Raw genomic sequence first — 15,003 nt, 5'->3', positions numbered from 1 at the left:
AAGAACTCAAGATTTGTTGATGCGTCTAAGCTTATAACCCAGGCCAAAAAGACAAGAGCCAAGATAAGACTGCCAGACCCCAACACCCCATTATCCGAGGTGCGCATTAAATGATTACCGCCGAACACATTAGGCAGATGATTATTCATTGGTTGGACACGCCGCCTAACGGTTATTTTGCTCAAGGCTATGGCGCAGATGCCAAGGCCATGCTGCTAAAAGAGTTGTCCGCTGATGTAGCAGACGAGTTTTTAAGCAAGCTTAGGGCCGATATACCGATAATAAACACACTAGATGAAGATCAATTAAGTATATCCATTGAAACAGTGGGATTTGATACGATTAACGTCGTCTTATCTATTGGCAGTATTTATATTCAGCTAAATGAAAACCCAATAACCGATATTGATCAGGATTACTATAATGTCAGTGCCCAGTAACCAGCTAAGAAAAAAGATACTATCAAGTATAGACAGCCATTTAAACGACTACCCAGAAGTTGCAGAACGCTGGCGAGCTGGCGATCCCACAGTAAGAGCTATGATGACTTCGGTAGTGGAAACTGTCTTATGGCTATCGCGTGATAACCAGGTAAACATTACAGAGCCGTTTATCAAGTCTAAGCAAAGCACGATCATTGCAGATGCTATCAACAAGGGTATATTGCCAGTTGCCACGCCTTGCCAGTACATGCTAACTATTGAGAACAATGGGAATAGCAAGGTTAGTTTGAGCCAGGGCCGTTTAGTTGAGGACGGTACGGGCAGACAATGGCGTCTTATGTCATCAGCAACGCTAAACGGCCATGAAACCAAAAAGGTTCTAGCAGAGCAAAGCACTGTTAATCATATTGAGGTTAACATACCTGTTAGTGAGTCTTTTTATCGCCTAGACGTATCAACAACCGACGGCGCCTATCTATCGAGTTTGTCAGTTTATAACGCAACTTTGGGTATGAATTTTCAGTACACGCCCAAGTTTATGAACGCCGGTTTGGGCCAGGCGGCTTATACACTACAAAGCCATAACCTTGAAGATATAACAATTGTTTTTGGCGACTCCGAACGTGCCGGCGTGACAGTACAAGCCGGTGATACCTACGAGATCGCAATCACTCAAAGCTATGGGTATGTTGACCAATCAAGCCTAAGCAGCGCGGCCTTGAGTGAGATTTACGAGTCAGAGGAAAGCAAGTTAAACCTATATTTCAAAGCCGGTGATCTTGTTCGAGCCGGCGCAGATCCGTTAAGCGTGGCTCAAATGCGACTACTTGCCAGCTACCCTTCAATGTATGACCATAACGCCGTTTTCATGGGTAACTTTGACTTTTTAGTACGCAAGCACTTTATGCAGCGTTTTGACTACATGGCCATTTGGAATGAGACGATCAATGAGAAGCACTACGGGGCCTCATTGGACGCAATCAACCATCTATTTTTAACCGTGGTAGCTAAAAACAAGATTGAGCAAAAGGCGCTGGTAGAAGATATTAAGAAGCTGGTAGCCAATGCTGATACGCTGCTAGATGGTAAGGTTAATATCAAAGAGGTTAAAGAAAGACCTTATAAGATTACCATTGCTGGCCGTTTGGCCTCGGTGCATGATATGGATTCAGTAAAGACTCAAATCAAAGAGTTGCTGCTAGAAAACTTTGGTAAAGGCTCGCTATCATCAAGCTACCACAGCCCAGACGGTTTTAATAAACAAGAAATTGCCATTAAGATTAGAAGTGATATTACAGCCTTCCAGGACCGTATTAGTGACTTTTCAGTTTTAACAGAAGATACTGCTAAAAACCCCATTAAACCGCATGAATGGGCTTATATCACAGAGGATAGCATTACTATCGACATGACAAGAACGGCCGACACTGGCACAGCCATTTGGACTTTGTAAGATGGGTAAAATAAGCAAATTACAGGCTGCCGACTTTACTAGAACGGTGCAAGAAAGCCACAAGGCAAACGAGCTTGATGAAGCCATTGCAGGTGTTTTTACTAAGCTGATTGAGGAATACGAGCTTGAAGGCTTGGTTGATATGAATAGCTATGGTGCGCCATGGCTTGAAAGCAGCCCAGTTGTTATTGAGCGATTTAGTAAGCTTAACGGACTGGTGATCTTGAGACAAGATACAGAAGGGCTATCAACTGATATTATGGCCATGATTTTGTCTGCCTGGCAGGGTATGGCCAGCGGCCGTGGCCTGGAGTTCTTACAGTTCGTACTAAACATGCTGTTTCCTGGAAATAACAGGGTATTGAGACTTTGGCACTCAAAAGAGCTAGCAAACTCTTACCCAGTAGCAGTAAGTGAAAAAGAGATGCCAGGCTCGTTTTTAACTAGCCGTGTGCGTATCGCATTAACCCTTGATGATGATAATAGTGATATTTCAGATATTGCCCCCGTCTTAGAAAAGCTGGTTCCGTGGCATATCGTGCCAGAAATTGCTGTCTCAGTTAATTTCAGCCAGGTTGACGTTGCTGTCGCGGTTGGCGGCTATCGCTATCATGTGGCTTATCTATCTCCATATTAATGCGTTTTCAATTACTGATGGTTAGCATGTGAGTGATCATGGTTATGATGCTCTTCAGTATTAGAACCGTGCATATCTTGAGAGTGGTCGTGCGTAGTAGAAATCATCGCTGAATCATCATGCATTTGATGTGCGCCATGCGAGCCGTGATCGCCGTGTCCACCCATGCTATGCATGGCTATAGGCAGGGCAATTACTGCCAGTCCTGACAAAATCATTACGACGCCATTTAATTGACGTAATTTATAGCGGCCAATTTGTTTGTGTAGCCAGCCCACAGTCTCTTGGGTAGCGACCAACATGGGAACCGTGCCTAAGCCAAAGACAAACATTAATAAAGCCCCAGTTGCGATGTCATTGCCGACAACGGCCATCAGTAGAGCGCCATAGACCAAGCCACAAGGTAAAAAGCCCCATAATAAACCCGCTGCTAAAGCTCTTGGGAAGGTAGTTATTGGGAAAACTTTTTGACGTATAGGGGAGAGCTTTTTCCAAACGCCCATGCCTACTTTTTCAAGTTTATTTAAAAAAGGCATGCCCAGCATAGATAGGCCAATGAATACCAATACCAGACCTAGTAAAATACGCGGGGTTGAGTTGCCCATTAATAGTGGGGCTAAAACCGTGGTGCCCACAATACCTGCAATAACCCCTAGAATTGAGTAACTAACCAGGCGACCAAAGTGATAAGTAGCAATAAGCCCTCTTTTCTTTAGCGGGCTTACTTCCTGCATAGATAGGCCAAAAGCGGTAACTAAGCCACCACACATACCCAAACAATGTGGTGAACCAAAAAAGCCCATAGCAAATGCTGCTAATAATAAAGGAGTTGTCATTTTTAATCCTTGTAGTCAATTTGACCCATAATATTTGATTTTTTAAGTGAGGAGGAAGAAGTCAAGGATTATATCATTGAATTGTTTTGATTCTTGAACAAAAGGCACTAAAAAATTTTCAGGAACACCCCTAAAAGCTCAATCCCTTTATACCTCAAAATAACCCCATCATTTATTATTGACCAGGGTTATTTTTATGAAAAGTTCATCACCTACCTTGCAAGCCTATTCACAAATGCACGAGCTGGCCAAGTCTTTGGGTTCAGCTATGCTTGCTTGTAACGCAATTTGTAAGCCAGAAGGTTACGAAAACCTTTATATCCTTATTCAAAACTTCCAGCGCCCAATGATAACCAACCACGAGCCAGCCGACGCAGATTATGCTTACGGCTTCCAGGCCCACGTTACCGCACCGCCTAAAACAAACTTTGAAGGCCAGTGGACCATGATTGAAACTGAATCAGGCACCATCGCTAAGTTTGCAGAAGATATCGTTATTAAACACAATGGCGAGATCCCACTGGTGCGTGTTTATGATGGGTTCGCTACCGATGGTAATGAGATTAAAGGTAAGACTGAATACTTGCTTAAAGACTGTGCGATCACCTTCCCTGATGGTGGTGGTGAGATTGATTCAGCAAGCCGCAGCCAGATCTTACAGGTTCAAGTAACTTGCCGTTATAACTACTTTGGCCAAACTGGTGATATTGGCGCCGGTACTGCTGACAAACTTGCCGGCCTATTGACCAACGCATTAAACGCATTTGGTGGCTACAAACCAGTTTCTACCATTGGTGGTACCACTACATTTGGTTAGGGTAAGCCTGTATGTTTACTAGCAGACAAGATAGCTATATCGAGGGCGATATTAAGAGTGTCGCCACTCGATTTTATGAAGAGCTATATACGACCGGCTATTCACTTCTTGAAAGTGATGTAGAGCGTATTATTACTGATGTTTGCCGCGATTACCTGGCATGGGGCGGTGCGTTACGTGCGTATGATCTTGATGATAAAGATGATACCTATACGCTGCTAATTGATAGCACAATTAATATCTACAACGACGAATGGAGCATTATTAAGCCTGTTGTTGTGGCTAGATGCGACCTTATGCAAGCTAAACGTATGGAAGGCGCGCAAAACTTGGGAGTACAGCCAGTTGGCATGAGCTCAAGTGAGGCCTACCAAAACCACAGAGAGACTATGCTAGAAATGAAGAGGGAGGCGTTTAATACACACCCCTTTAGCGTTGATAGTACGGCCGATCTTGAGGGTAAAAACCAAACTAACAATACGATTGATCTTTTTCAAAGTATTCAGATTAATTACAACGGTTGGTGGAAGTGAAAATAGTTTTATCGGACGGCTCAACTATTGGCGGCGGCGACCTTATTAGTGCGATATATCGCACTGACTTGGTGCCAGTGCCAGTATCTCTTGAAATGGTAGTTAAAGCTACCGACGAGCTAAAAGGACTATTGGGTATTGGCGATAAGCTGATAGTTGGCGACGGCATCAGCTTAACGATCGTCAAATCACAGCATATAAATATGCAGGCGGTTAAGGCAGGAAAACGTGTGGGCGGATTAATTATTATTGCTGTGTTATCGGGTTGCGAGCCGCTGCTAAGTGTAGCAAGTAGGGCCACGTCACTAAACGATACAAGCTTTAACGAGGTTTATCGGGTCCTGGGTGCAAAGATACGATTAAAAGGCGATATCAAGTTAAATCAGTTTATATGCTTAAAGGGCCAATTGCCGACAAAAAGAATAGCAATATCGCTGCAAAAAGAAGCAGCTGTAACTATGTATAGCGACGGCGAAATATCTGTTACTCGCATTAATGATTTGTTCAAAGGTGAGTCGCTTATATACGATCGTAGTGCTTTACAGTGGATAGATAACCCCCATGTTTTATCGCATGGTAATACTAACTTTTTATCAATTGATGATAACGGATCGGATATCTTAGGTTCACCACTTAACAACAAGCAAGTAGGCTATTACCCAAGAGCAGATGCCAGGGAATTGCAAAACTTGCGTCGTATCTTAGTGACTAAGGCCAAGATGGTAAGACAGCTTGATGATAGGTTAAACGCTGGCAGTGTGGTAACCGTTGACGACGGTTCAAGCCAGGATAGTTTGGTGGTTTTAACAGCAGCGCATCGTTACGATACTGGGGCTTTAGGTGGCAGGCCGATAATGGCCACTCAAGCGTGGCTTGCACAATTGGAGGGCGAAAAATGAGCGTAATATCACCATATTTTCACCCAGCCAAGCTGGTGTCTTATTACAAGGCCAATAGAACGGCCAATGTAGCAATAGCTGGGTTAACCGATGGGGTGCCGGAGGGTATTACCGCTATGGTGGCTTATCCAATCGGTGATGATGATCTTGATACCGAGCGTGAATTACTACCAGGCGCCGACGTATGGGTTTTCTTTGAGCAAGGCGACACATCAATGCCAGTGATTGCTTTTTACCGTCGTCATGGCGGTGGCCAAGCGGTAGTTGATGTTCGCCGCATAAGACAGCAAAACATTGAATTGCTGGCAAGAGCTCGTATTACTTTGACAGCAAAAGACCTGATACAAATGCAGGCCCAAAGCGTGACCATTGACGCAAGCACAGTAACTATAACGGCTGATAATATGAACGTTAAGGCTCAAATTAACCATACTGGCAGCCAAAGCACAACTGGCACTATGTCTGTTAAGGGCAATGTCTCAACTAGCAGCAATATATCAGCCAGTGGCGGCATTACCGCCGATGGAACTATGGTAGCTAAAGGCAATATTAAAACTCAAGGTAGTGTCACAGCTTCTAGCGATGTAGTTGGTGGCGGTATATCACTAAAAGGCCACGTTCACGGCGGTGTTAGAAGTGGTAGCAGCTCAACTTCTGGTCCAAGATAAGGGCATAAACAATGAATTTTAGAAAACGTCTAGCAAGCTTTTTAATTGATGATAGGCAAACTCGAATATCAGAGCAAATGCCTACCATTGATGACGTGGATCGCAGCTATGAATCCACCAATCCGTTTGAGCTGGGTACTTTTCATCACAAGGCAAAACAGCCGCGTACTCGCAGACAGATTTATACCATGTGGGAAATCATGCAGGCAGACCCTCAAGTTTCAGAGGCGTTAAGCTTGCATGTTACAGCCGCTTTAGGTGGTCATGAATCAACCGGTGATATGATTTTTATCACGCCAAGCGACCATATTAGAGAAGGCGGCCGCAGAGCCAAAGAGCTTAGAAAAAAGGTTGAGCGTGAAGCTAAACATATCGCACCCCTAATCAACCGTCATGTATTCTCGCTGGCACGCCAGGCTATTGCTTATGGTGATAGTTATGCTCGTATTTATACAGACGAGCGCAAAGGCGTGCTTGATTTAATGAATAACCGCTTTACCCAGCCTTCACTAATCATGCCATTTGAGCAAGCAGGGCGCACTATTGGCTTTCACGCCTTAGAAGATGAAGATAAGCAGCGTACTATTGCCAAGTTGTCATTAGAACAAATGCTTAGAGTTAAAATGCCTCGTATTGAGAACATACCGCAAATGGCCTTAGACGTATGGCAGGATAGAACAACGCTTGTTTATGACCTAAGATCCGACAACCCAATCCTACCGTCAGAGGTAGGCGGCTCATTCTTATATCCTATTGAGGACGCATGGAGAGACGTAACCATTAGTCGTGCTGGCCTTAACAACCAGCAAATTGCAGACAGCGTAAAACAGGCTTTTTTAACGCTTAACATGGAAGGCATGCCAGCCAAACAAAGACAAGGCTATATTAGCTCGTTAACTAAAATGTTAAAGAGCTACCGCGATCAAATTCAAGACGCGTTTGACGGCGGTGAGGCTTTGTACGGTACAAAATACCACGTACTACCGCAGTATGGCGAAAAGCAAGTGATTCAGTCAGTAGGCGACCTAGCGCAGCGCGTAGCACCACTGAATGAGGGTATCTTGATGATTAACTTACGTCGCTTAGCCGGTGGCCTGGGTATGGATCTATCACTAATTGGCTGGGCCGATATGCTGGCAGGCGGCTTAGGTGACGGTGCAGCCTTCCATACATCAGCGCAAGTTATGCGTCGCTCAATGCTAATCAGACAGGCTTGTATTGACGCATTTAACCACTTAATGAGCGTACACTGGGGTATTAAATATAATGAGTGGTTCGAGCCTCAAGACTATCCCTGGCAGTTTGATTTTTACTCGGATCAATCAGCCGCCGCTACTGAAATGCTTAATAACAAGCAAAATAGAGCTAATACGCTCGCTATTGTGGCCCAATCGCTTGCCGGCCTTCGTGAACTAGGCTTTGATAAGGAAACCAACCAATTAATGCTAGAGGACGTGTTTGGGGCCGATATTAATCTAGCAGAGCGTGTAGCAACAGGATTATCAGCCAGACCGGCAGAAGAGCAAGGCGGGATGATGGGCTTAGGTGGTGACATGCCAGCTGATCAACCAACATCAGGCGGTGAAGAGGTGCCTGTTGGTGATGTTGATGATGATATGTTTTGGGAAGACGAATAATGCTAGATTTAGTTAGCGAGTTAATCGACCATGACTTTACGGCTGGCAATGACTTTAGAGAAACAGCCTTCAACTTAGTCAGTAATGCAGCTCAAAAAACGGGTAGTGCAGTTGATAATACTGTAAGCAAAAACCTACTAGAAGAGTATGCCCGCATTTATGGAAGAGTTAAAGCTCATAAGGCGCTGATCAAGGCAGTTTACAGGGTAAAGATAGAAAATATATTTGGTCATAAAGGCGATATACCCTGGTTCAAGGATCAAACGCTTAGCTACCTTGCGACTAATGCTGAATTGTCGCTAGGTTCTAATGAGTCTGAAAGCTATCAAGCCGGATCTTACCAGGCGAACTACTTGACCCAACAAACAAGCAGTGAAATGGATATCACCTTTATCGAAACAGCCAAAGGCGATATCTCTAAATCATATAAAGCTTGTCGCAGACTTGCGTTTAACAACGATGGAACAATGAACGAAACAAAAAACTATGCGTTTAAGCTAACGGTGGCATTGTTAAACCCCAATGATCCCAGACGAGTTGCTGTTCAGGAATCATGGATAGTTGGTGTTAAGTCAGCAAGCATTGAATTATCAGCAAGCAGTAGAAGCGAGCTAGTAGAAATACCAGTGACTTTTGAAAAACTAAGACCTTTATCATTCTCAAACTAAGGATTAATCATGATTGAAACTAAAATTATTTCAACCGCTGTTGGCGTGCAGCGAGGCGACGTAAACGACAAGACGGAATCAACCCAGGTTCCCTCAACTCAAAATGGGCTAATTATTGGCCGCTTTAAACGTGGTCGTACCGACAAGCCGTTTAAGGTAACCAATTTAAGCTACCCTGGTATGCTAGGACGTGATATTAATAATCCTGACTATTTAACTGTTGAAGATGCCTTTAATAAAGGTGTGAACGAGTTATGGATTTATCGTATTGCTGCCAGCAAGTAACTTTACCGTGAGTCGTCGTAGAAACCGCCTTGAACGGTAGATGTCTATGACGACTTAGAAAAAGCTTTCCACAAAAGCTAAATTTGAGTAAGCGCAGACAAGGCGCCTTTTAACATAGCGGAAACAGTACTAGAACAGGTGCCAATACCAGAGTAAATCTCACCATCTACGTTTAGCTGAATATATGCAGCAGCTTTGGCGTTGGTTTTGTCACTTTGAGCCTCATCTTCTTCACCATAAGTGAACTCGGGACTAATTGCGTGCTCTGAGTAGTTAATAATGTGTAGCTGCTTGCCAGTATGACGAGCCACCCCATCGATGAAGGAAGATAATGGACCATTACCATGACCTGATATATTAATTACTTCATCATCAGAGGCAATTTGACCGTTAAATTCAACATCTCCCCTTATATTATTTAAGTGATAATCAAGTAAGCTCAAACTTTTATTATTAATGTAGGTAGATTCAAAAACTTGTAGAATCTCATCGGTTCTTAGCTCACGCGCTACATCTTCTGCTTTCTGTTGTACCACACGGCTAAAGTCAATCTGCATCCAGCGTGGTAGGTTAAAGCCGTAGTTACGCTGTAAGATATAAGCCACGCCGCCTTTACCTGACTGACTGTTAATGCGTACCACATCTTGATAGCTTCTGCCAATGTGCGCCGGGTCAATTGGTAAGTAGGCCACATCCCAGATGTTTTGCGTTGCTTCACTGTTTTTCTCATTGTAGTCAAGCGACTTCTTAATAGCATCTTGGTGCGAACCACTAAAGGCTGTGAATACCAATTCACCGACATAAGGATGACGAGGGTGTACAGGTAGATTGTTACACTCACTGACTATCTGCACGATACGGCTCATGTCACTTAAATCTAGCTCAGGATCAACGCCTTGGCTATAAAGGTTCATGGCCATAATCATGATGTCCATATTACCGGTACGCTCACCATTACCTAGCAAGGTACCTTCAATACGATCTGCTCCTGCCAACACACCAAGCTCAGCAGCTGCTACGGCACTACCTCGGTCATTATGAGTGTGCAAGCTGACAATGATATGTTCGCGGTTTTTTACATGACGACAGAAGTATTCAACTTGGTCAGCATAGACGTTTGGCATAGACGACTCAACTGTGGCAGGCAAGTTAATGATAACTTGTTGCCCCTCTTCAGGCTTCCATACCTCGTTCACCGCGTTCACAACTTGAACTGCATAATCTGGCTCAGTCTGGCTGAAGCTCTCTGGTGAGTACTGGAATACCCACTCAGTATCTGGGTGCTTGGCTGCATGATCTTGCAGCATCTTCGCGCCTTTGATCGCAATCTCTTTAATCTCTTCTAAGTCTTTGGCATAGACTTTGTCACGCTGCACTTTACTGGTTGAGTTATAAACGTGTACTACCGCACGACGCACCCCTTGTAATGCCTCAAAAGTACGCTCAATCAAATGCTCACGAGCTTGAACCAAGACTTGGATGGTCACATCATCAGGAATATGATTTTCTTCAATCAATTTACGAGCGAAATCAAACTCCACTTGCGCAGCTGACGGGAACCCAATTTCAATCTCTTTAAAACCCACTTCAACAAGCAGTTTGAAAAACTGCATTTTTTGCTCAATGGTCATTGGGTCAATTAAAGCTTGGTTACCATCACGCAGATCCACACTGGCCCAAGTTGGGGCTTTTTCAATGGTTTTGTTCGGCCAAGTACGATCTGGTAGATTGGGTGCAAACGCAAACGGTTGATATTTGCGAAAATCAAATGCTTCGAATTTTGGCTTAACTTTTGGTTCAACAACTGGTGAATGGCTAGTAACTTGGCTCATGGATTGCCCTCTGTAGTATCGAAATTTAGAATATCGAGTTATCATGTATTAATTATTAATGTTTAAAAACCTAAATAATGATATCAAGATACTGTGGGAAAAAATCTGCTAAATAACCATATTTTTTAATTAGTATTAGTGAAAAAATACTTTTATTGACTAAATATGAGAAAAAAAACTAATAACTACATAAAGAGCCATTGAAATGCCCATAACTCCTTCTCTAGAACCAACAGAAGTACTTTCTATAGATTATGCGGACCAGCAAATCTTAGTAATGTTGCAAGAAAATGCACGTATAAATGTTAGTGATATTGCTACTTCATTGAACATCTCTACTACTACATGTACTAGAAGAATTAAGCGCTTGGAAGAATGCGGTATGATCAGAGGATATCATGCTCAAGTAAATGCTAAAAAACTTGGTTATAACTTGTCTGTTTATATTGCTGTGAGTATGGAGACGCATACAGCAGATAGTTTTAATAAGTTTGAGGAAAAAATTAGAGAGTTTAAAGAAGTGATGAGCTGTAGTATTGTGACGGGTCGTAGTGAAGACTACTTACTAAAGGTTTTAGTGAAAGACATGGAGCATTTTGAAGATTTTATCCTGCATAAGCTAAATCACATTGAGGGCGTAAGTAATATTCAAACTAGCATTGAATTAAGAGATGTGCTGAAACGTAGTTGAGTGACATGCCTAACACAAAAACATCGCGTTTAAGTTTAAGCTAGGAACACCCCTAAACCACAGCACATCTCCAATGCCAAAATAACCCTATTATATTTATTGTAATAGGGTTTTTTATCATGTCTTACATTAAAACAGGCACAGCGCACGCCAACCAATTAACAGAAGATCGATGCGGTAACGAACAGACGCGTTACAGCCGCTATGAAACTGGCCTTATTGAAGGCGAGTACCGAGATATGCTGGCATTAATTGCCGATGAAACAGGTTTTGACGGATTAGGCTTTGATTCAACAGCTGGCAGTAATGACGATAGCTGGCATGTTGTTAACTTGTTTGAAAATGGCGGCCATTACATTGATTCAGTGGCAATTGGCGGCGCTTTAGATGAAGAGCACGCACTAACACTAGCAACCACTCAATTTGACTACCTGGGCGCAGATTATGGCGTACTTGTAGGCTATGCCGAAGGCATGCAGTTTGATCACATGACAGATGACCAGGCATGGTCTATTGATGCTGTCTCTAAGCTACTAAATAACCCCTCGCAAGATAAGCACTACCTACCAATCATCACATCAAAAGAGCTACAAGAAGAAGCGACACGAGCCGCTTTTAATGATGTTCAATGGGATAACTTAACCCTATCAAGCCATGGTGGCAGCTTAACCAATCTATACACAGATATGATCCGAGCTGACACGTTTAAAGAGCTGACACAAGATTTTGATTTGCAGCAAGCGTTGATTGACTCAGAGGCAGAAGAAGCTGAATTTGACTCAATCATGGACACGGTCAACCGCTTGCCAATGCTCAAAGATCGCTTATTTAGAGCAATGAGCCAAGCCTCAAATGAAACCCTATCTGTAGCCAATGTCACTCAAACCAAGCCATTTAAACGTGGTGGCGTGGTAAACGTTGCTTTTGTGTTTGATTTATCGGACGGCCAAAAACTATCTATTTGGTTCCACAACCCTGATAGCACGCCTAGCAAATTGCTGGCAGGCGATATGATGGTTAGCTGGAAATGGTTATTAAACAAACGCGACGTAACCGCTATTTTGTCACCGATTAACGGCCAGGACGTCAAAATTCCAACTCTTGCACGTCAAATGATGTTGCTTGCCAGCAAAAACAGCAAAAACTTTAAACGTGCTCAAGAACGTAAAGCTAAGCGTGACGCTGATATCAATGAAGCTCAAAGCAATATTGAGCAGAAAAAACAAACCATTGAGCAGCTAGATAAAGATATTGCCAGCTTAAAAGAGCAGATTGATGCTGCTATGCAACAAAACAAATCAAAAGCCAATATTGACACTACGGAAAGCGCGGACGGTGAGCCAGCATATATACCAGAACCAGATGAAATGACGATCTCAACTTCTTTAAATGTAGCTGAAGAGGAAGCCAAGGTGGAATTATCCGGCAATGAGCTTGGTAGTTTCGATGAAACAAAAAAGGGCTTAATAGACTTAAGAAGTAAAGCGAAAGATGTTTTTAACAGCATTGCCGGCAGTTGGATTGATTGCCCTGCATTGGAAGATGATGAGGGTGAAAATGCGAAGGTCGAGATTCGCAAACGAGGCATTAAGAAGTTTATCTCACATAGCGCAGACCCAAGAAAGCTTAAATTAGTAGCAAAGATCGAAGATATTATAGCCACAGCTACAAACGCAACCTGGCAGGAAAATATTAAAGTTTCTAACAAACCAATGGCGTCTGGATATTATCATCTTGAGAATACCATCAAGCTTGGCGAAGAGCTAATTAAGCTAAGAGTCGTGGTTGAGAAAGATGTTAAAGATGGATTACTGCATTATGACCTTTTAGTGCCCAAAAACAAATCTTTTGATTCACTACAAGAAAATGACAATAAAAAAATGCCTGAAACAGCGATCCCTGATCACGATTCAGGGGTTGCTTCAGGCACTGATAATATTAAATCAAACTATGCAGATGAAGTCAATATGTTTGATTCTATTGAAGATGATTGTGAGAAAAAAATGTCTGAGCAACCGATCCCTGATAACTATTCAGGGGGTGACTCAGACACTAAGATAATTAAGCCAAATTCTACAGATGAAGTCAATATGTTTGATTCTATTGAAGATGATTATGAGATAAACATCGAAATACTAGAAGTAATAGAACAAGGTAATAGTTCTAAGCAGGCCGAGGACAACTTTGTAGGTACTACGGACAAGAGTGCAAAAGAGCAATCTATCACTAGTGAGCTTGACCCAAAAGAAGTTCCGAAATCTGATGTTGAAACTTTCTCCCCTGAAAACCCTTATGCACGTTATGCCGATAATGACGAGGACGCTATGGCAAATGCTGAGCGCTGGGAAGCTAGAAAAGTGTTGACGGAAAAAGATTTAGAAAAGCTCAATGGACTTGCTGAATCTTTTGGTTTTACAACTTTTATCGAATCAAGACATGCCGGATTAGGCGTATTCCAAGCGGTTAAAGAAGTATCTAACCGAAGAGTTGAAATTGAAGGCAAGTTCAAAAACTATGATGGAGAGTCTACAAAGGAATCACCTAATGACTTTACCATTGAATGGTCACAAGATGGTGAAGTTGTCGATTATCAATATACCAATGACTTACCTGAATATATTGAAAAGGCCAATAACTGGTTGAATCAAGATATCGGGAGCTTAAATGAACAAAATGTAGCCACAGTAAATGCCCCTGAGGATATTGGAAGTGATGAACAAGAAATCAGTGATATTGAACAAGGACATGCGATGCAGCAAACAGAAACAGCCTATAGCCAAGATGATACAGATTACCTAAATTCAATCATCGATGGCTCTTTAAGTACCGATGATATTGACCTTGATAGGCTGACAGTTATTGGCGAAAAAGACGAACACAACCCGCTATTTACTCAAGCGTTAGATGTTGTATTAAGCGCAGTTGATAAAGAATCATCAGACTTATAAGGGGCGGGCATGACACCTTTAAAGAAGATAGAACTGGTGAAGCAGCTCAAGGCTGCTATATCAGACGCTAAAAACCTTGATGGGTTAAAGCGCCTTGATGAAATAAAAAGAGTTATGCAGCTTAGAGCTGATCTTGGCTTATCTGTTAAATCAGATAATTCAAACAGCCAGCCTAATCAGGTAAACAAGGTTATCAAGGGCCGCAGCAATAATGTTAAAACAGCAAAGGGGACTAGGGTATCGACGATTCTAGCTATAACTGAAATTGATAACGTCATTGCTAGTCACACGGCAAGCGGCAGCCAAAACCCAATATATCCGCAAGAATTACAGCCTCGTGATCGTGGCCGTGATTCATCAGTCGCATGGGTGCAAAAAGTATCACGTGACCTTGATCCGGAAAGCTTAGGACGATCCGGAAGGGCTGATAGTGGCGCGCCTATTGTCGGTGATGATATGGCCGTTGAAAGTGGTAACGGCCGTACTATGGCAATTGCTATGGCTTATGACAATGGTACAGCCGATGATTATAGGGATTGGCTCATTTATGAAGCCGACTACCTGGGGTTTAACCCCAAAGACGTAGAAGCCTTTAAACGGCCAATACTAATTAGAATTAGAACCAGCGAGGTTGATCGAGTTAAGTTTGCTATTGA

14 protein-coding genes and 1 pseudogene are annotated in these 15,003 nt (G+C 42.8%); 13 read left to right on the top strand and 2 right to left on the bottom strand.

Features of this window, described 5'->3' with window-relative positions; all coding sequences use genetic code 11:
- Window positions 1-110 precede the first annotated feature (110 nt).
- From B3S92_RS08630 to B3S92_RS08620, 3 genes are read left to right on the top strand one after another with little or no spacing between them, the layout of a single operon-like run.
- Complete coding sequence (locus B3S92_RS08630; protein ID WP_296204968.1) at window positions 111-440, top strand: hypothetical protein; 330 nt, start codon at window positions 111-113, stop codon at window positions 438-440.
- Entirely contained in the window at window positions 424-1,896 is a 1,473-nt protein-coding gene (locus tag B3S92_RS08625) for a hypothetical protein (protein ID WP_011960543.1), read from the top strand. Before B3S92_RS08630 ends, B3S92_RS08625 begins: the two co-directional genes overlap by 17 nt.
- 1 nt (window position 1,897) lies before the next feature.
- Complete coding sequence (locus tag B3S92_RS08620) at window positions 1,898-2,533, top strand: hypothetical protein (RefSeq protein WP_296204966.1); 636 nt, start codon at window positions 1,898-1,900, stop codon at window positions 2,531-2,533.
- Window positions 2,534-2,544: 11 nt separating this feature from the next.
- Here B3S92_RS08620 and B3S92_RS08615 read toward each other — a convergent pair whose 3' ends face one another.
- Complete coding sequence (locus tag B3S92_RS08615; RefSeq protein ID WP_296204963.1) at window positions 2,545-3,369, bottom strand: sulfite exporter TauE/SafE family protein; 825 nt, start codon at window positions 3,367-3,369, stop codon at window positions 2,545-2,547.
- A 196-nt stretch (window positions 3,370-3,565) separates the two neighbouring features.
- Here B3S92_RS08615 and B3S92_RS08610 point away from each other — a divergent pair, with 196 nt between their 5' ends.
- From B3S92_RS08610 to B3S92_RS08580, 7 genes are read left to right on the top strand one after another with little or no spacing between them, the layout of a single operon-like run.
- The gene (locus B3S92_RS08610) at window positions 3,566-4,186 is read left to right on the top strand and encodes a hypothetical protein (protein WP_011960540.1); all 621 of its coding nucleotides are present in this window, start codon (window positions 3,566-3,568) and stop codon (window positions 4,184-4,186) included.
- Between the two features lie 11 nt (window positions 4,187-4,197).
- Window positions 4,198-4,719: a hypothetical protein gene (locus tag B3S92_RS08605; protein ID WP_296204959.1), complete on the top strand. Its 522-nt coding sequence runs from the start codon at window positions 4,198-4,200 to the stop codon at window positions 4,717-4,719.
- Window positions 4,716-5,618, top strand: a complete 903-nt coding sequence (locus B3S92_RS08600) for a hypothetical protein (protein ID WP_296204957.1) — start codon at window positions 4,716-4,718, stop codon at window positions 5,616-5,618. Before B3S92_RS08605 ends, B3S92_RS08600 begins: the two co-directional genes overlap by 4 nt.
- Window positions 5,615-6,286 (top strand): hypothetical protein, encoded by a 672-nt coding sequence (locus B3S92_RS08595; RefSeq protein WP_296204952.1) that lies wholly within the window; start codon window positions 5,615-5,617, stop codon window positions 6,284-6,286. The genes B3S92_RS08600 and B3S92_RS08595 overlap by 4 nt, the downstream gene beginning before the upstream one ends.
- An 11-nt stretch (window positions 6,287-6,297) precedes the next feature.
- Entirely contained in the window at window positions 6,298-7,923 is a 1,626-nt protein-coding gene (locus B3S92_RS08590) for a hypothetical protein (RefSeq protein WP_296204949.1), read from the top strand.
- Window positions 7,923-8,591 carry a hypothetical protein gene (locus tag B3S92_RS08585; RefSeq protein ID WP_296204947.1) on the top strand — a complete coding sequence of 223 codons (669 nt, stop codon included), beginning with the start codon at window positions 7,923-7,925 and terminating at the stop codon, window positions 8,589-8,591. The genes B3S92_RS08590 and B3S92_RS08585 overlap by 1 nt, the downstream gene beginning before the upstream one ends.
- Window positions 8,592-8,600: 9 nt before the next feature.
- Window positions 8,601-8,876 carry a hypothetical protein gene (locus tag B3S92_RS08580; RefSeq protein ID WP_296204945.1) on the top strand — a complete coding sequence of 92 codons (276 nt, stop codon included), beginning with the start codon at window positions 8,601-8,603 and terminating at the stop codon, window positions 8,874-8,876.
- Window positions 8,877-8,953: 77 nt separating this feature from the next.
- On the opposite strand, the gene leuA is transcribed toward B3S92_RS08580, so the two are convergent.
- Window positions 8,954-10,708 (bottom strand): 2-isopropylmalate synthase, encoded by a 1,755-nt coding sequence (leuA, locus tag B3S92_RS08575; RefSeq protein WP_296204943.1) that lies wholly within the window; start codon window positions 10,706-10,708, stop codon window positions 8,954-8,956.
- 205 nt (window positions 10,709-10,913) lie between these two features.
- On the opposite strand from leuA, the gene B3S92_RS08570 reads away from it, so the two are divergent.
- The 3 genes and pseudogenes from B3S92_RS08570 to B3S92_RS08560 form a co-directional block, all read left to right on the top strand.
- Window positions 10,914-11,399, top strand: a complete 486-nt coding sequence (locus tag B3S92_RS08570; protein WP_296204941.1) for an Lrp/AsnC family transcriptional regulator — start codon at window positions 10,914-10,916, stop codon at window positions 11,397-11,399.
- A 119-nt stretch (window positions 11,400-11,518) separates the two neighbouring features.
- Window positions 11,519-14,347 (top strand): PRTRC system protein E, encoded by a 2,829-nt coding sequence (locus B3S92_RS08565; protein ID WP_296204938.1) that lies wholly within the window; start codon window positions 11,519-11,521, stop codon window positions 14,345-14,347.
- 9 nt (window positions 14,348-14,356) lie between these two features.
- Window positions 14,357-15,003: pseudogene (locus tag B3S92_RS08560) on the top strand (hypothetical protein); the annotation flags it as partial.

The organism is Psychrobacter sp. UBA3962, from assembly GCF_002385225.1.
Lineage (GTDB): Bacteria > Pseudomonadota > Gammaproteobacteria > Pseudomonadales > Moraxellaceae > Psychrobacter.
This window is presented reverse-complemented; position numbering and strand designations above follow the sequence as displayed.